At 40.8% G+C, this 17,597-nt stretch carries 12 protein-coding genes and 5 pseudogenes; 9 read left to right on the top strand and 8 right to left on the bottom strand.

The window, feature by feature from the left end; all coding sequences use genetic code 11:
• The first annotated feature begins 32 nt into the window (after positions 1 to 32).
• Positions 33 to 1,061: a spore photoproduct lyase gene (gene splB, locus ACQVGS_RS14630; protein ID WP_024121198.1), complete on the top strand. Its 1,029-nt coding sequence runs from the start codon at positions 33 to 35 to the stop codon at positions 1,059 to 1,061.
• On the opposite strand, the pseudogene ACQVGS_RS14625 reads toward splB, so the two are convergent.
• A pseudogene (locus tag ACQVGS_RS14625) lies at positions 1,054 to 1,756 on the bottom strand (GNAT family N-acetyltransferase). The gene splB and the pseudogene ACQVGS_RS14625 overlap by 8 nt on opposite strands.
• A gap of 157 nt (positions 1,757 to 1,913) precedes the next feature.
• Here ACQVGS_RS14625 and ACQVGS_RS14620 point away from each other — a divergent pair.
• The 3 genes from ACQVGS_RS14620 (at position 1,914) to ACQVGS_RS14610 (ending at position 5,267) form a co-directional block, all read left to right on the top strand.
• Complete coding sequence (locus ACQVGS_RS14620; protein ID WP_400152333.1) at positions 1,914 to 3,881, top strand: methyl-accepting chemotaxis protein; 1,968 nt, start codon at positions 1,914 to 1,916, stop codon at positions 3,879 to 3,881.
• Between the two features lie 137 nt (positions 3,882 to 4,018).
• Complete coding sequence (locus ACQVGS_RS14615) at positions 4,019 to 4,885, top strand: NAD(P)-dependent oxidoreductase (RefSeq protein ID WP_400152331.1); 867 nt, start codon at positions 4,019 to 4,021, stop codon at positions 4,883 to 4,885.
• A gap of 205 nt (positions 4,886 to 5,090) precedes the next feature.
• Positions 5,091 to 5,267: a transposase gene (locus ACQVGS_RS14610; RefSeq protein WP_396022359.1), complete on the top strand. Its 177-nt coding sequence runs from the start codon at positions 5,091 to 5,093 to the stop codon at positions 5,265 to 5,267.
• 8 nt (positions 5,268 to 5,275) lie between these two features.
• Here the strand turns inward: ACQVGS_RS14610 and ACQVGS_RS14605 are convergent, their stop codons facing one another.
• A complete protein-coding gene (locus tag ACQVGS_RS14605; protein WP_445817418.1) occupies positions 5,276 to 5,380 on the bottom strand; it encodes a hypothetical protein in 105 nt (34 codons plus the stop codon).
• Positions 5,381 to 5,393: 13 nt separating this feature from the next.
• Between ACQVGS_RS14605 and ACQVGS_RS14600 the strand changes: the two are divergent.
• Positions 5,394 to 6,226: pseudogene (locus tag ACQVGS_RS14600) on the top strand (transposase); the annotation flags it as partial.
• 477 nt (positions 6,227 to 6,703) lie between these two features.
• Positions 6,704 to 7,266 (top strand): annotated as a pseudogene (locus ACQVGS_RS14595) (ATP-dependent Clp protease proteolytic subunit).
• A gap of 444 nt (positions 7,267 to 7,710) precedes the next feature.
• Here the strand turns inward: ACQVGS_RS14595 and ACQVGS_RS14590 are convergent.
• The 3 genes and pseudogenes from ACQVGS_RS14590 to ACQVGS_RS14580 form a co-directional block, all read right to left on the bottom strand.
• On the bottom strand, positions 7,711 to 8,106 hold the full coding sequence (locus ACQVGS_RS14590) for a hypothetical protein (RefSeq protein ID WP_101865211.1): 396 nt from the start codon (positions 8,104 to 8,106) through the stop codon (positions 7,711 to 7,713).
• Between the two features lie 188 nt (positions 8,107 to 8,294).
• Positions 8,295 to 8,879 (bottom strand): annotated as a pseudogene (locus ACQVGS_RS14585) (transposase); the annotation flags it as partial.
• Positions 8,880 to 9,084: 205 nt separating this feature from the next.
• Entirely contained in the window at positions 9,085 to 9,861 is a 777-nt protein-coding gene (locus tag ACQVGS_RS14580) for a CAP domain-containing protein (RefSeq protein ID WP_400152329.1), read from the bottom strand.
• A 338-nt stretch (positions 9,862 to 10,199) separates the two neighbouring features.
• On the opposite strand from ACQVGS_RS14580, the gene ACQVGS_RS14575 reads away from it, so the two are divergent.
• On the top strand, positions 10,200 to 12,317 hold the full coding sequence (locus ACQVGS_RS14575) for a peptidoglycan D,D-transpeptidase FtsI family protein (RefSeq protein ID WP_400152327.1): 2,118 nt from the start codon (positions 10,200 to 10,202) through the stop codon (positions 12,315 to 12,317).
• Positions 12,318 to 12,479: 162 nt separating this feature from the next.
• Complete coding sequence (kinA, locus tag ACQVGS_RS14570) at positions 12,480 to 14,312, top strand: sporulation histidine kinase KinA (RefSeq protein WP_095714840.1); 1,833 nt, start codon at positions 12,480 to 12,482, stop codon at positions 14,310 to 14,312.
• Here kinA and ACQVGS_RS14565 read toward each other — a convergent pair.
• Both ACQVGS_RS14565 and ACQVGS_RS14560 read right to left on the bottom strand, forming a co-directional pair.
• Positions 14,309 to 15,492 (bottom strand): annotated as a pseudogene (locus ACQVGS_RS14565) (aminotransferase A). The gene kinA and the pseudogene ACQVGS_RS14565 sit on opposite strands and share 4 nt — an antisense overlap.
• Positions 15,493 to 15,693: 201 nt before the next feature.
• Positions 15,694 to 15,855: a hypothetical protein gene (locus tag ACQVGS_RS14560; RefSeq protein WP_003238943.1), complete on the bottom strand. Its 162-nt coding sequence runs from the start codon at positions 15,853 to 15,855 to the stop codon at positions 15,694 to 15,696.
• A 207-nt stretch (positions 15,856 to 16,062) separates the two neighbouring features.
• Between ACQVGS_RS14560 and cheV the strand changes: the two genes are divergently transcribed.
• Complete coding sequence (gene cheV, locus ACQVGS_RS14555; protein WP_024121210.1) at positions 16,063 to 16,974, top strand: chemotaxis protein CheV; 912 nt, start codon at positions 16,063 to 16,065, stop codon at positions 16,972 to 16,974.
• Between the two features lie 41 nt (positions 16,975 to 17,015).
• On the opposite strand, the gene ACQVGS_RS14550 is transcribed toward cheV, so the two are convergent.
• Positions 17,016 to 17,480 (bottom strand): YkyB family protein, encoded by a 465-nt coding sequence (locus ACQVGS_RS14550; protein WP_044156084.1) that lies wholly within the window; start codon positions 17,478 to 17,480, stop codon positions 17,016 to 17,018.
• Positions 17,481 to 17,597 lie beyond the last annotated feature (117 nt).

The raw sequence follows: 17,597 nt of genomic DNA, 5'->3' as shown, positions 1-17,597 counted from the left end.
GTAACGGTAGAAAAGGAAAAGGATGTGGCACCATGCAGAACCCATTTGTTCCGCAGCTCGTTTATATTGAACCGAGAGCAATGGAATATCCATTGGCACAGGAATTACATGATAAATTTGAAAAAATGGGCATCGAAATCAGAGAAACGACGTCCCATAACCAAGTGCGCAATATTCCTGGTAAAAACCATCTTCAGCAATACCGTAATGCAAAATCAACTTTAGTAATCGGTGTCCGAAAAACATTAAAGTTTGATTCTTCAAAACCGTCAGCTGAATATGCGATCCCGTTTGCGACAGGCTGTATGGGGCATTGCCATTACTGCTATTTACAAACCACAATGGGAACAAAACCCTATATCAGAACCTATGTAAATGTCGAAGAAATCTTGGACCAGGCGGATCAGTATATGAAAGAACGTGCACCGGAGTTTACAAGGTTTGAAGCTTCATGTACCTCGGATATTGTGGGCATCGACCATTTGACACATACGCTCAAGCACGCCATTGAACATTTTGGACAGAGTGAGCTTGGCAAGCTCAGATTTGTCACGAAGTTTCACCATGTTGATCACCTTTTGGATGCGAAACATAACGGGAAAACAAGATTCAGATTCAGCATAAATGCTGACTATGTGATTAAGAATTTTGAGCCGGGAACCTCTCCTCTCGATAAACGGATTGAAGCGGCTGTAAAAGTAGCGAAAGCAGGCTACCCGCTAGGCTTTATTGTTGCGCCGATTTACATCCATGAAGGCTGGGAGGAAGGATACAGACATCTGTTTGAAAAACTTGATGCCGCTTTGCCGCAGGATGTCAGACATGATATTACCTTTGAATTGATTCAGCATCGATTTACGAAGCCGGCGAAACGAGTCATTGAGAAGAATTATCCAAAAACAAAGCTTGAGTTAGATGAAGAAAAGCGGCGCTATAAATGGGGACGCTACGGGATCGGAAAATATATTTATCAGAAAGATGAAGAGCATGTGCTTCGGGAAACGCTTGAATCTTATATCGATACGTATTTTCCTAATGCAAAAATTGAATATTTCACGTAAACGGGCTGTCAGCTTTACAGCTCGTTTTTTCATAAAAAGGGATTTTTCCACTCCATCAAAACCCCGTAATTCAAGGATTCTTCATCGTCCAAATAATTGCTGACGATGCAGAGCGGTGAACGGCCGCAATGGAGGAGAAATGACAGTACAGGATCTTTCTTTTTTCCTTCTATAACATCCTCTACATATTGTGAAGCACTGATCTCATGTGCGTACTTATGATAAAAAGGAATACGTCCGCCGCCGAGTAACCGTTCCATTCGCTTTTCAACGGCTAATTCATACATTGTATTCATCAGCCATTTTCCTATTCCAAGCTTCCGGTAATGCGGTGAAACCGAAATATCAACTACATATAACGTATTTGCCTGCGGATCATGACATGTAATATAGCCGTTATCTGTTGTCTCCGCCCATGTATGCTCGGGAGCATCAGGATCAAATTGCACGATAAGGGAAGTCATCGAACCGACGATTTCACCATTAACCAGCGCGCATAAGGCGCCTTCCGGAAAGGTGTTGATATGGCTGTCAAGCTGTTCTTCTGACCACAGCAATTCCTGCGGAAATGGAGGGGGGAAACACTCTTTCTGCAGAGAAAGCAATCCCTCAATGTCTGTTCTTGAATAATTTCTGATCGTCAGCCGCTCAAATTTAATGCCATTATGGACATACATCTGTTTAAAAATGACAATCACTCTCCTTGTGCTGTTTATTATATCGTAATCCTAACTGCTGAAAAACAATCTGTTTGAATCTTCAGTAAATATCTTGTGATTTCATTATAATTTATTTTATGTTTATTCATTTTTTGGGTGAAAAGGCCGATATAGAAAATAGGAGGGGATTGGTTTGTTTAAAAAACTTCACATGAAGATTGCTGTTTTCGTTTCTATCATGTTAGTCGTCACAGTTGTTCTTTTGATGCTTTCTTCTTACCGGACGTTAAAACCGATGATTACAGAGGATGGGAAAAACACGACACAAAACGTAACAAACTCGCTTGAACAAAATATCGAACTGCAATTAAAGAGTTATGACATTTCGCTGTTAAGATTGGCAAATGGAGAGTTAACACGTGCATTTGTGACAAACTCAAGTAAAGCAGCTGCCAGGCTGTTTAATGATGACATTAAACAAATTAAAGAAAACGATGATTATGTGGCGATGGCCTATATAGGAACCGCAAAAAAAGAAATGTTTACATATCCGAAAGCAGAATTTGCAAAAGATTATGATCCGGTTTCTAGACCATGGTATAAGCGCGCGGCTGAAACACCCGATAAAGTCGTCTGGACGGAACCCTATAAAGATGTCGTGACGGGAGAAATGATCGTCACAGCCTCAAAAGCAGTTCTTGACGGGCAGAAGGTGATAGGCGTTGCCAGTTATGATCTGAAACTTTCTTCCATCCAGACCATGGTAAATAAGCAAAAGGTGCCATACAATGGCTTTGCTTTTTTAGCTGATGCAAGCGGCAATCTTTTAGCACATCCGTCAAACCAAGGAACAAATATCTCCAAGGACCAAACATTAAAAACCATTGCATCTGACAAAAACGGGATACAAGATGCAAAGGGAAAAATGATTGTGTATCAAACGGTTGGAGAAACGGGATGGAAAGTCGGAACACAATTTGACACAAATCAATTAATGTGGATTTCAGATAAAATGAATCGGGCGAACCTTTTCATCTCACTCATCGCGCTGGCGGTGACGATTATTCTCAGCTACTTCCTCGCCAAAACAATAACCGGGCCGATCCAGCAGCTGATTGCAAAAACAAAGGCCGTCTCTGCAGGCGATTTGACAGTGCATGCAGAGTCAAAGACGAGGGATGAAGTCGGCATTTTAACAAGAGACTTTAATCAGATGGTTGAAAACATGAAGGAAATGGTGGAGCAAGTCAGACATTCTTCAGGAAAAGTGTCTGACACCTCTGAACAATTAACAGCTGTCTCCGCTGAAACCAATGAAACGAGCGGACAAATTGCAAAAGCGATCGAAGAAGTGGCAGCCGGGGCAACGGAACAGGCTTCAGAAGTTGAGACCATTAACGAAAAATCGGAAAACCTGTCTGCTAAAATCAGACGAATTGCGGATCAGGCAGGCGGCATAAAAGCACGTTCAAAATCCTCAGAGGATGCAAGCTATAAAGGGCTTGACGCGCTCGGCCAGCTGCTGATGAAATCAAACGAAGCCAATACGGAAACAAAGAAAGTCGAAACGATGCTGTTGGATTTGGAAAGTCAAACGAAGAATATTGAAGAAGTGGTTACTGCGATTTCAAATATTTCGGATCAAACCAATTTACTTGCCTTAAATGCCAGTATTGAAGCAGCCAGAGCCGGTGAAAGCGGACGCGGATTTGCTGTCGTGGCTGAAGAGGTGCGGAAGCTTGCCGAGCAGTCAGCGCTTTCCACCAAGCATATCAGTGAGACAGTGAAGTTGATTCAGCTTGAAACAAAAGAGGCTTCCCATGCAATGGTCGAAGCAAGTAAAATGAATGATGAACAAAACAGTGCAATTCATGAGACTGGCGAAGTATTAAACACCATCACCGCGGAAATGCAGTCACTTGTTCAAGGTATTGATCAAATTTACGAAGAAATACAAAGAATGAGTGAAGAACAGCTTGCCATTTCTGAAGCGATTCAAAGCATCTCAGCTATATCACAGGAATCGGCTGCTGCAGCGGAGGAAGTCAACGCCTCAACCGATGAACAGCTGATCACGCTTGAGAAAGTCAAACACTCAACTGATACATTAAAACATGCAAGCCAAGAGCTTATGAACGCTATTGCTAAATTTACATTATAATCATCATTGGATACCCAAGACTTTTTCAAGTTTTGGGTTTTTTTATTTTTTAGACTCTACTATATGATTACTAGATATGGTAGTCTAGAAAATGATAAATTTTAACTAAATGAAATCTAACGTCTGGGGGAATTTACTTGAAAAAAACAGTCGGTTTTATCGGTCTTGGAGTAATGGGAAACAGTATGGCTTCACATATCCTTAAAGATGGACATCACGTATTGGTGTATACCCGGACAAAAGCAAAAGCGGACAGCATACTGGAAAAAGGCGCGGTGTGGAAAGACACTGTAAAAGAACTATCGAAAGAAGCGGATATCATTATTACAATGGTAGGCTATCCCAGTGATGTAGAAGAAGTGTATTTCGGCAGCAGCGGAATTATTGAAAATGCTAAAAAAGGCGCTTATCTCATTGATATGACGACTTCCAAACCGTCGTTAGCCAAAAAAATTGCGAAGGCAGCCAAAGAAAAATCATTATTTGCCTTAGACGCACCTGTTTCAGGAGGTGACATCGGCGCGCAAAACGGAACACTGGCGATTATGGTCGGAGGGGAAAAAGAAGCGTTTGAAGCTTGCCTGCCCATCTTCACTTTAATGGGAGAGAATATTCAATATCAAGGGCCGGCAGGGAGCGGCCAGCACACAAAGATGTGTAATCAAATCGCGATTGCAGCAGGTATGATCGGTGTAGCCGAAGCGATGGCTTATGCCCAAAAATCAGGCCTTCAGCCGGAAAATGTCCTGAAGAGCATTACAACTGGAGCGGCAGGAAGCTGGTCATTATCAAATCTCGCCCCGCGTATGCTGAAAGGTGATTTCGCACCCGGCTTCTACGTTAAACACTTTATTAAAGACATGGGAATTGCTCTTGAAGAAGCAGAGCTCATGGGAGAAGAGATGCCCGGATTGACGCTGGCCAAATCATTATACGACAAGCTTCCGGAACAAGGGGAAGAAAACAGCGGGACTCAAAGCATTTATAAGCTTTGGGTGAAATAAAAAAGATTGCCCGACGGGGCAATCTCAGCTTGTCGACAAAGTCACAAAAAGTGGCTTCATCGACAAGCTTTTTTTGTTAAAATGTAAATGAATCTAGTTTTTGGAGGTTTTACCATGTTGTCCAAGCACTCAAAAGATCAGCGTGAACAGCTCCGAAGTCGTTACCTTAAGTGAACTTGTCCCTGAAGATCATTTGGTCAGGAAGATGGAAGAAGCCATGGATTTTTCGTTTATTTATGGTAAAGTTACCCCTCTTTATTCTTCAAAAGGACGTCCAAGCATTGATCCTGTCGTATTGATCAAAATAGTCCTGATTCAATACGTGTTTGGCCATCGCTCCATGCGCGAAACCATTAAGCAAATTGAAACCGATGTGGCTTGACGCAAGATTTAATAAAAGATGGTTTCAAATAGATCGGTGTCATGAAAACGACGTTCATAGTTTTTACTGAAGGTTGAAAAATTAGGGATTTTTTCAGAGAATCCACATCCAATAAACCAACGAAAAGAAACGAGGGCTTATCAGGGGCTGCTAGATCAAGAAATTAACGCCAATCGTGAAGCGAACGGTAAAAAACCTTTGAAGCCCAGAACATGCTCAGAGAAACGAGAAATAAAAGAAAGTACGACAGACCCTGAAAGCGGATATTTTGTTAAGGGTGAACGGGAACGCCTTTTTGCTTATGGTTTTCATACAGCTTGTGATCGGAACGGGTTTGTATTGGGGACGGTTGTTGAGCCGACGAATATTCATGACAGTCAAGTGTTTGCGCCTTTGTTCCAACAAATAAAAGAACGTGTTGCCAAGCCTGATACAGTCGCAGTTGATGCTGGATATAAGACACCATTTATCGCGAAGTTTCTAAGTGATGAAAATGTTCGCCCTGTCATGCCCTACACCCGACCGCAAACGAAAAAAGGATTCTGAGAAAACACGAATATGTCTACGATGAATACTACGATGCTTACATTTGTCCTGAAAACCACGTTCTGACTTATCGCACAACCAACCGAGAAGGCTACCGGGTATATGCGTCAGATCCAAAACGATGTGAACTGCCCATTACTGAATCAATGTATGGAAAGTCGAAATCACCAAAAAATAATTAATCGGCATCTTTGGCAAGATCATTTAGATGAGGTCGATCATTTGCGGCACACGGACGAGAATAGGCAAATCTATGCCAAACGCAAAGAAACGATCGAACGGGTTTTTGCGGATTTAAAGCACAAGCATGGTCGGCGCTGGACAACCCTGCGGGGAAAGAAAAAATTGTCCATGCAGGCGATGCTTGTTTTTGCTGCCATGAATCTAAAAAACTGGCGAATTGGACTTGGAAAGGACCAATACGCCGGCCTATTCGACGGAAAAATAGAATAAATTGGATAAAAACAGGTCGGATCATAGAGATCCGACCTGTTTTGTCAACGGTCTGAGATTGCCCGACGGGGCAATCTTCTGTCTGGTGAGTTAGCACTTGTAAATTCCCGCATTTTTGTCTAACCGCTTCAATGATAGCTTCGGAACCCAATGTTAAAAAGAGAGCTTCTTTTTTGAGCTGTTCTTCTTGTTCGGGAAAAAAATAAGTAAACTCAAATGACTCTTGTTCAGGGGTTTCAAATATTTGATAGTTTTTAGCTAACTCTTGTTTCAAGGTGACCAACTCGAGAGCGGCTCAGGACACGCCAGCCTTTTGATCGACGCGATTGTACTGCATGATCCGGACCGCCTGTTTGAATACGCGAAACGGACCTCGCTTTCGAGCGCTTCACAGCCGTCCTGCATAAGCATTAGGAGGTTAAAAGGTATGAACACCAATTCCTTATGTAATTGAAAAAAAGCGGCAGGAGAAAGATCCTACGATATTTTTCCACGGCTTTTGAAAGACCGTATCATAATGATCGGCTCTGAATTTACGGACGATCTCGCTAACCGTATAACCGCCCAATTGCTATTTTTGTCAGCAGAAGACAATGAAAAGGACATTTCGGTCTATATCAACAGTCCGGGTGGATCAACCTCTGCCGGATATGCAATCTTAGATACGATGGAATATGTAAAACCGGATATTCGCACAATCTGCGTCGGGATGGCGGATTCGATGGGAGTGATCATTCTCGCGGGCGGAACGAAAGGAAAGAGGTTTGCCTTTAAAAACAGCGAAATCATGATTCACCAGCCGCTTGGCGGTGTCAAAGGACAGGCGATGGACATGGAGATTTTTGCGAGACGGATCATTAAGCTGAAGGACAAAATCTAGCAATTTTTCCATGAACGGACGGGTCAGCCGCTGGAAAAACTAAAAGAAGACATGAAACGCGACTATTTTATGGATGTCGAGGAAGCGAAGGCTTACGGTATTGTTGATGGTGTTTTGTAAACAATGATCTGCAAACCTTGTATTCTTAGGGCCTTTAATGAAGACAGGAACTTGGCAGGATAATGTATTAACGTGTATCCATTTATAATGTTCTACTGTGAATAATTTTGAAAATTCCCCTCGTTTATTTGATGCAGACTGTCTATTATAAAATCAAAAGGGGGATTGCCGAATAATCATTAGGATTAATACAACTTTACTACAGTAGGATTTATCATGTTTGATTTAAACTATGAATTCGAGTTCGTATTCCCGCAATTAAAACAATAATAATTTGGATCCGAAATTGAAACTCTACAGATTAGCCTTCTAGCAAAACTGAAAATAAAAGAGGATGTATCGTAAAAATCCAAGAGATTTACGAAAACATCCTCGATTCAGAGATTTCATCATTACATGCTGTTTTTGAGAATTCCAGATGAAATCAACGTAATAATATGAATTTTAATGTTGTACAGTAATATAGTGCTTCAGTTCTCCTGTAAAGGTTTGATGTCCCCAAGTCGTTGATACCAGCACATCATACTTGCCTGCTGGAATATTTTTTGTTGAAAAGCTTACTCTAAAACTGCGAATATTACGGCGATCAACATCTATTCTTTTTACTAATTTTCCTTTTTTATTTATAAGAGCAACTACAACACCGTTGTTTAGCTCAGCATGCCTTCCGGACATAGTACCTGTTACGACAATAGAAGTAGCGTGTTTTGAGTAAGTATTGGCATCTGTTTGAAATTTAATTGCTCCTTTTGAAGTCATGGCTAACGCTTCTGAACTGTTTGAGAAAATCCCTAATGTCAAAAGAGCAGCTATGAATAGTGTCATTACAATTTTTTTCAATTTAAACTTCCTTTCTTCCTTTATTTAGAAACCTATTTACTATATTAATAAATTTTGAAGAAGTATTCAACGAAAAAATAGGTAAATTCTACTTTTTTATTATAAAAAGTATTAAATAAAGATTTTGCCGTCTCCGGGTTCACTGGTTTTCAGCACTTTTTGCGCCGTCTCAGCCATTTTTTCAACAGGAGGTTTTTTCCTGAAACAAACAAGCGATTTTGTCTGACCTTTTCTTTATGGTCTTCCCATACATGCCGAGTAATAACTTTCTGATGGTTCTTTGATTTGTGCAGTTCTCAAGCAGCGGGCAGAAGGAACATATTTCAGGATTTGATTTATATGATGGGTAGCCTTTTCGGTCAGTTGTTAAGTATGTAAGGGTTTGCTGGTTCTGACAAATATATCTGTCTTGTTCACTGTCGTAATGAAATTTCCATTTTGGAAATAAGCCTCTGGCAGGATGGTAACGCCTATGTGCGATGACACCAAAGATATGACGGTCAGATAATCCTTTACAGATCGGAGTCGTTAAATATCCGGAATCAAGGGCGACGGCTTCTACTTGAAACCCAAATCGTGCGATTTGGTGGTCTAATCGGTCAAGATAAGGCACAGAATCATGGACATTTCCAGGTGTGACATAGGTATCTTGTGATAATGTTGTATTTCATATCTGTTGTGCGGTGATCTAAATAGAAAAAACCTTCTGGTTTGTTTTCGCTGTAGTAGTGTTTCACCTTTTCAATGATGAAAGAGAAGTCTATGTGTTTATCAATTTTTCGAAGCAGATGATCCTCTTCGAAAAGTTGGTCGAGAAGAACAAATTCGGCTGTGTTTTGAGAAGAATTTCTTGTGTGGAACATGAGAAAGACACTGTCCGTTTTAGTCTTTCTTTTATTTTATTACAGGAGAATGGATATTTTAAGGGAAAATAATAAAAAAGAGATTGCCTGTCCAAAACAGGCAATCTCTTTTTTATTATTTTCCGATGAATTGCTGTGTCCAGTAGCTGCCGGATTCAACATAACCGACACCGATGTGTGTAAAGTTAGGGTTAAGAATGTTTTTTCTGTGGCCCTCACTGTTCATCCAAGCTTTTACTACTTCTTCAGGTGTTTTTTGTCCTTTAGCAATGTTTTCACCAGCTGTTTTGTAGCTGATTCCGAAAGATTTCATCATATCAAACGGTGAGCCGTAAGTTGGGCTTTGGTGATCAAAATAGTTTTTGTCTTTCATATCCTGTGATTTTGCACGTGCAGATTTGCTTAATGTTTCATCAATTTGAAGCGGTTTTAAACCTTGTTTTTGTCTTTCAGCATTTGTCAGCTCAACAACTTTTTTCTCATATTCACTTACAGATGAAGGTGCAGCTGTTGTTGTATTATTGCTTGTTTTTTCAGCAGTAGCCGGTGCTTTAGCAGCAGTGCTTTGATCAGCGGCTTTTTCAGGAGCCTTTTGCGCTGGCTTTACTGCTTCCGGTTTTTGAACATCCTGAATCTTCATGTTGGATTGTTTCGCATGCTTTTGAAGGAGCTGCTCAAGCTCTTTTTCATTCGCCGCGTTTAGTGTTTTTATATTTGTTTTAATATGTAGCTTTTTCACTACATCCTTAAGCGTAAGGTTTTGCACTGTGTTCCCCGTTTTGACCGTTACCACAGGCTGGCAGGAGAGTTCTTTCGCTGATGCTTGCTGTACGCCTCCGAATGTGAATAATCCAACCGCAGCGGCAGCAGATAAAATAAATGCTTTTTTCATTAGTTCGTAACCTCCTAGAGTTGTTTGTTTTCTACAAAAAAATCATAACATAGCTTTTTTGTCATAAAGAATCCATCACTTTCCTTTGACAAATGATGATTGTCATTTTTGTAATCAAAACGCACTGAACCGCTGATGACAAGCGAGTCATGCGTATGTAGTGACTTTATCTCACAGTTACATAGCTTCCTATTTTTTGAATCGTTAGTTATATTTTAATGTATTTCATTATTGACAACTTTTTTTATCCCTTTTCGCTGTAACAACTATTACAAAGGTGTTACAATTAAAAACAGTATATGTAAATATATTGAATGATTTGAGAGGGGTAACCAGAAGTGACTGAAATAGGACGTGAACCAAAGAAAAAGCGAAAAGGAAGCAGAGCAATCAGAATGAATCTGTATTTCCTAGCGGTCTTTGTTCTATTTACTGCATTAATCTTTAAGCTTGGCGTTGTTCAAATTGTCGAAGGCGAACAGCATGAAGAAAACGCTGAGAAAGCTAATGCGAAAACAGCGTATTATCCAGCGCCTCGGGGAAAGATGTATGACAGAAACGAGAAAGTGGCTGTTGATAACCAGAGCGTTCCGGAAATTGTGTATGTCTCAACATCAAGCACAAAAACAAAGGACAAAATCAAAACAGCTAAACGGCTTGCCGCTTTGATCGATATTGATACCGAATTTTTAAAGGATAGAGATTTACGTGATTACTGGCTCGCTTCTCATCCGAAAAAAGCCGCCCGCCTGTTAAAGGAATCTGAAAGCAATCTGAAGGGGACACAGGCTTACAAGCTTCAAGTGGAACGCGTCCCGGCTAAAGAATTGAAGGCCATTCAGCGGGATGACGAAGCTATGCAAACCGCGGCCATATACACAAGATTTTCAAGCGGGAATGCGTATGAACCTCAGATTGTAAAAGCGATGGACCCAAATGACAGCAACGGCAACGGCAAAAACGGATCATTGCTTGATGAAAAGAAAAACTCCTCGCAAAGACCGAAAAATGATTTAACATATGATGAAATTTCTATTGTGTCTGAGCATTTAGAAGAGCTGCCGGGGATAGATGTCGTAAACGATTGGACACGAAAATACCCTTATGACAAAACACTTTATTCCGTTTTTGGAGGTGTCACAACACCTGATCAAGGGCTGCTCAGCGACCGGAAAGACTTTTATGTTACGAGAGGCTATGCGAGTAATGACAGAGTCGGCAAAAGTTATTTGGAGTATCAATATGAGGACTATTTAAATTCTCATAAAGAAAAAGTGGAATACGTGGAAGACAATAAAGGAAATGTCGTCAGCCAGAAAACAATCGACAAAGGCAGCAGGGGCTATGATCTTCGGCTTTCATTTGACATGGAGCTGCAGGCAAAGGTAGAAAAGATTGTGGAAGAAGAAGTGAGAAATAGCCGCGCACGCGGAAACTATATGCTTGACCGGGCCTTTGTTGTGATGATGGATCCGAATAACGGCGATATTTTGTCGATGGCAGGAAAAAAGATAGATTTAGAAACAAATAAGATTCAAGATTATGCGATCGGTGCTTTTACAACCCAATATGAAATGGGATCAGCAGTAAAGGGTGCAACCGTTCTCGCCGGCTATCAAGATGGTATCCCGCATTATAAATATTTTGTTGATACACCTCTGTATTTTGCAGGAAATAATAGGCCTAAGAAATCCTATATGAACATGGGAACCATCAATGAATTAACGGCTTTGCAAAAAAGTTCAAACGTATATATGTTTAATGTTGCTATGCATATAGCTGGGGTAACGTATAAGCCGCATGGACCGCTTCCTGCTGATCAGAAGGATCTGCTCAAAATGAGAAATTACTACAGCCAGTTTGGCTTGGGCGTAAAGACAGGCATTGATCTGCCGCAGGAATCTGCCGGTATGCAGACGACACCTGATGCCGTAGGGGGACTAATTTTAGACTTGGCCATCGGTCAATATGATACATATACACCGCTTCAGATGGCGCAGTACATTTCTGTGATTGCAAACGGAGGGTACCGTGTACAGCCTAGAATCGTCACAAGCATACATGAGCCAGGCAAAAAAGATGAACTCGGTAAGGCAATCGAGCAAAGGAAACCTAAAGTGCTGAATAAGATCAATAATTCCCAAAGTGATTTGCAGCAAGTGCAAACAGGTATGAAATTAGTAACCTCTTCAGGAACAGCTAAAAATACTTTTACAGAAGATGTATCGGGAAAAACTGGAACAGCAGAAACATTTTATTACGGCACAAATCGGAATTGGTGGGGGAAAAAAACGTATAACTTAACATTTGTCGGTTATTATCCGTCAAAAAAACCTAAGGTCGCCTTTAGTGTCGTTGTGCCGTCAGTAGATGATGACGATAAAATCAATAAAATTATCGCCAAAAGAGCCATACACGCTTACGCAGAGCTCGAAAAGAAAAATAGCGAAAAATAAAAAACAGGGTGCACATCTGACAGATTGTGTGCCCTTTCTTTTCCTCAAAAATTAGAGATCACTATAAGAATAGAAGGAGAATACTCATTTTCTAGCGAATCATACTAGGTAAAAGTCAATCTGTAAATGTCGAACATGATGATCATGCAAAGGAGGGATTCTGTGGAACAGGATACGCAGTATGTTAAGCCATTTCAAACGAAAACCGATATTCATGCAGTCTTGGCTTCTAATGGACGCATCATTTATATATCAGCCAACTCCAAACTGTATCTGGGTTATCTCCAGGGAGAAATGATCGGATCATTCCTCAAGACATTTCTGCATGAGGAAGACCAATTTTTAGTTGAAAGCTATTTTTATAATGAACATCATCTGATGCCGTGCACCTTTCGTTTCATTAAAAAAGATCATACGATTGTATGGGTGGAGGCTGCAGTAGAAATTGTGACGACGAGAGCTGAGCGGACGGAACGGGAAATCATTTTGAAAATGAAGATTCTCGAAGAAGAGTCCGGGCATCAGCCTCTTAACTGCGAAAAACATGAAATTGAGCCTGAGAACCCGGAATCAACTACATATATAACGGATGATTATGAGCGGCTAGTTGAAAATCTTCCAAGCCCGCTATGCATCAGTGTCAGCGGCAAAATCGTCTATGTAAACAGCGCGATGCTTTCCATGCTGGGAGCAAAAAGCAAGGATGCTGTTATTGGCAAATGGTCCTATGAATTTATTGAGGAAGAGTATCATGATATCGTGAAAAACAGAATTATAAGAATGCAAAAAGGAATGGAAGTCGGAATGATTGAACAGACGTGGAAAAGGCTTGATGGCACACCTGTTCATTTAGAAGTGAAAGCGTCCCCGACCGTCTACAAAAACCAGCAGGCTGAACTGCTTCTGCTAATCGATATCTCTTCAAGGAAAAAATTCCAAACCATCCTGCAAAAAAGCCGTGAACGATATCAGCTGCTGATTCAAAATTCAATCGATACTATTGCTGTGATTCATAATGGGAAATGGGTGTTTATGAATGAGTCGGGAATTTCGCTGTTTGAAGCGGCGACCTATGAGGATTTAATCGGCAAAAATATATACGATCAGCTCCACCCTTGTGATCATGAGGACGTGAAAGAGAGAATCCAAAACATTGCCGAGCAAAAAACAGAATCGGAAATCGTTAAACAATCATGGTTTACCTTTCAGAACAGGGTCATCTACACGGAGATGGTCTGCATTCCGACGACCTTTTTCGGTGAAGCGGCTGTCCAAGTCATTCTGCGTGATATTTCTGAGAGAAAACAAACAGAGGAACTCATGCTTAAATCAGAAAAGTTATCTATCGCAGGACAGCTCGCAGCGGGAATCGCGCATGAGATCCGCAATCCGCTGACCGCGATCAAAGGGTTTTTACAGCTGATGAAACCGACGATGGAAGGAAATGAACATTATTTTGACATTGTATTCTCTGAGCTCAGCCGAATTGAATTAATACTCAGTGAACTGCTGATGCTGGCGAAGCCCCAGCAGAATGCCGTTAAAGAGCATTTGAACTTGAAAAAACTAATCGGTGAAGTCTCTGCGCTGCTGGAAACCCAAGCGAATTTAAACGGGATTTTCATCAGAACCCGTTATGAGAAAGACAGCATTTATATAAACGGGGACCAAAATCAGCTAAAGCAGGTATTCATTAATTTAATAAAAAATGCAGTAGAATCTATGCCTGACGGAGGCACTGTAGACATTATCGTAACAGAGGATAAGCATTCTGTTCATGTTACCGTCAAGGACGAAGGGGAGGGCATACCTGAAAAGGTGCTCAACCGTATTGGAGAACCATTTTTAACGACAAAAGAAAAGGGAACGGGACTCGGGCTGATGGTAACATTTAATATCATTGAGAATCATCAAGGCGTTATCCATGTAGACAGCCAGCCGGATAAAGGCACAGCGTTTAAAATCTCATTTCCAAAAAATAAAACAACGGCTTAAACGCCGTTGTTTATATCGTCTGCATCGATTCCCTTTTCTTTAGTACAAATAATTCTAAACGATCTAATCCTTCTCTTAATGTGTCCAGCGAGTATGCAAAAGACAGCCTTACATATCCTTCACCAAACGCTGAGAACGAGCTGCCGGGCACAAGCGCCACACCAGCATCCTCCAAAAGAGCCATACTAAAGTCAAACGAAGACATCCCAAAGGATTTAATAGAAGGAAAAATATAAAATGCGCCAGACGGTTTTACGACATCAAGACCCATAGACACGAGGCGGTCATACACATAATCGAGCCGTTTTTTGTACTGCTCTCTCATGATCAGGGCGTCGTCAAATCCGTTAGTCACAGCTTCAAGTGCTGCCTTCTGAGAAATAGAGGACGCACATGACACATTGTATTGATGAACCTTTAAAATGTGTTTTGCTATGTCTTTCGGAGCGAATAAAAATCCGATTCTCCATCCCGTCATGCTGTGGGACTTTGACAAGCCGTTAATGACAATGGTTTGATCCCGCAAATGTGTTGCAATCGAATGGTGCGGTCTGTCATATGTTAATTCGCTGTATATTTCGTCTGACAATACGAAGACATTTCTGCCTTTTAATAGAGCCGCGATGCTTTTCAGCTCTTCTTCAGATAATGTCACACCGGTAGGGTTTGACGGATAAGGAAGCACGACACACTTGGTATTGGGAGTCAGAGCTTCTTCAATCAGCCGGGCTGTGAGTTTAAACCCGTGAGACGTCGTGTCAACAATGACAGGCTTGGCACCGCATAAATTGATAATAGGTTCATAACCCGGGTATATCGGACCTGGCATAATGACTTCATCGCCGGGAGACAGAATGGTGCGGAAAGCTGCATCAATGGCTTGGCTCGCTCCCGTTGTGATCATTATTTCACTTTCAGCTTCATAGTTGAAGTCCGCTTTTTTCTTCATATAAAGCTGAACAGCTTGTCTCAATTCCAGGTAGCCGGCATTTGGAGTGTATGACGTAACATTGTCATCAATGGCTTTTTTTGCGGCAGCTTTCACATGATGCGGCGTGAAAAAATCAGGCTGGCCGATCGTAAGTGAAATGACATTTTCGTGTTGAGATACAAGATTTGAGAATTTGCGTATTCCTGAAATTTCAATTTCTCTGGCTTTCGGATTCAGCAAATGTTCCATAATTCATCACCTTAATATATATAATGAGTTTCTCCTATTTTACCACTAGCTGGCCATTTGTCACCTTTTTAACCGATATATTTCGATTGTATGCGCCTATTTACTAAACATACCTTCCTTCTCAGAAAAAAAGAAGACAACCAGCGATTTGATTGTCTTTATTGTATCATGTTCTATTATTGTTTATATGTGCCAATTTCATCAATAACCATAGTCAAAATGAAGGTCTTCGTGCCAAATCATGTACGGGGGATGCTCTTCTTGAAGATCAGCAGATTCTTTCTTCATATGAAGATAAGTCTCTTCACTGATATCCTCTAAAACAGTCATTTCATTTTCTTTAAATATTACTAAAGTACCCATTATTTACACCCTTCTTTGGAAAAATCCTTGACTATTTTATCACTGTCAGTTGGAAAGTCAATGGTCATTAGGAAAAAAGTTTCTTTTTTTAAGGTTATCAGCATAACTGTCGCCAGAATAGGATTTTGAAGAGCCTCACCATTCATTTTTTATAATTTGCGCCGATATATACAGTACAATACTGAATGCGAATAGCGAGGGATTGAATTGTCGTTACAACAATACGAAATTTTATTGGATTCTGGTACAAATGAATTAGAAATTGTGAAGTTTGGCGTTGGTGGCAATGCTTTCGGCATTAACGTCATGAAAGTAAGAGAGATTATTCAGCCTGTCGAGGTCACATCAGTGCCTCACTCCCACCAGCATGTTGAAGGAATGATTAAACTAAGAGGAGAAATTCTCCCAGTCATCAGCCTGTTTTCCTTTTTCGGAGTTGAGCCTGAGGGATCAAAAGACGAGAAGTATATCGTAACCGAATTTAATAAGCGAAAAATTGTTTTCCATGTCGGGTCTGTTTCTCAAATTCACAGGGTTTCATGGGAAGCGATTGAAAAACCGACTTCCTTAAATCAAGGAATGGAGCGGCACCTCACAGGGATTATCAAACTGGAAGAAACGATGATCTTTTTGCCTGATTATGAAAAAATCATCTATGATATCGAATCAGACTCAGGTGTTGATACGTACAATATGCATACCGAGGGCTTTGATGAAAGAAGAACTGATAAAAAGCTTATCATTGTAGAAGACTCACCGCTTCTGATGCGTCTTTTAAAAGATGAATTAACCGAAGCCGGATACAACAATATTACAGCGTTTGAGAATGGAAAAGACGCATATGACTATATCATGAACCTTACCGAAAGCGGCAATGATTTAACAGAACAGATCGATATGATCATCAGTGATATTGAAATGCCGAAAATGGACGGACACAGGCTGACAAAGCTGCTTAAAGACAATCCGAAGAGTTCTGATGTGCCGATTATGATTTTCTCATCATTAATTACAGATGATTTGCGTCACCGGGGAGAAGTGGTCGGCGCCGATGAGCAAATCAGCAAGCCGGAAATCAGCGATCTGATTAAAAAAGTGGATACGTATGTGATCGATTAATAAAAAAAGCCGGATGCCATAAGTGGCATCGGCTTTTTTTATTAAAAATAACTCTCGCCGAGTTTCTTAAAGACAGGCTTATGATAAGCGGGCTGCTGGCGATTCGTCACAAGCGGCTTTTCTTTCATGCCGACGTATTCTTGCAATAGGTGTTTTGCTTTTGTTAAAGACATTTGAGCTTTAGGATTTCGGTACGACTGATTAAGTGTACCTAAATGCGGAAGATGTTCGAAGTCTTCTTTAGTTGGAGGCATGTGAAAATAGTAGTCTCCGATTGAGATAAGCACGTCCGATTGCTGTTGGCTGAACCTTGGATTTTTTGAAAAATGAAGCCCTATTTTCTTTCCTTTACCTTCTTTGACAAGCTTTTGCAAAGCCCGTTTTTTCAGCAGATATAGGTATTTAGGGTTGGGGGCGGTTTTTGCATGGCGGTTCACGGTGTAAACTGCTTTTGAAAGATTTTCTACGGTTGGCTGCAGATCTTTCGAGTATGCATGGTCGTCCATTATTTCTCTCCTTTGCTCTTATCAAATTTCTTATGATTAGATTATACTTTTTTAAGGTTGAAATGCAAATATTGAATGCAAAAATGCGCTTTTTCTATGGAAAAAAAGCGCATTTTC

The organism is Bacillus sp. SD127, from assembly GCF_058566445.1.
Note: the sequence above shows the minus strand (reverse complement) of the source record. Positions and strands in the feature narration are given on the sequence as shown.

Excerpts from the sequence above, each read along its gene's own strand:
- splB (WP_024121198.1), top strand. The coding sequence starts at position 33 with ATGCAGAACCCATTTGTTCCGCAGCTCGTTTATATTGAACCGAGAGCA.
- ACQVGS_RS14610 (WP_396022359.1), top strand. The coding sequence starts at position 5,091 with ATGGAAGAAGCCATGGATTTTTCGTTTATTTATGGTAAAGTTACCCCT.
- ACQVGS_RS14580 (WP_400152329.1), bottom strand. The coding sequence starts at position 9,861 with ATGAAAAAAGCATTTATTTTATCTGCTGCCGCTGCGGTTGGATTATTC.
- ACQVGS_RS14560 (WP_003238943.1), bottom strand. The coding sequence starts at position 15,855 with ATGGGTACTTTAGTAATATTTAAAGAAAATGAAATGACTGTTTTAGAG.
- ACQVGS_RS14550 (WP_044156084.1), bottom strand. The coding sequence starts at position 17,480 with ATGGACGACCATGCATACTCGAAAGATCTGCAGCCAACCGTAGAAAAT.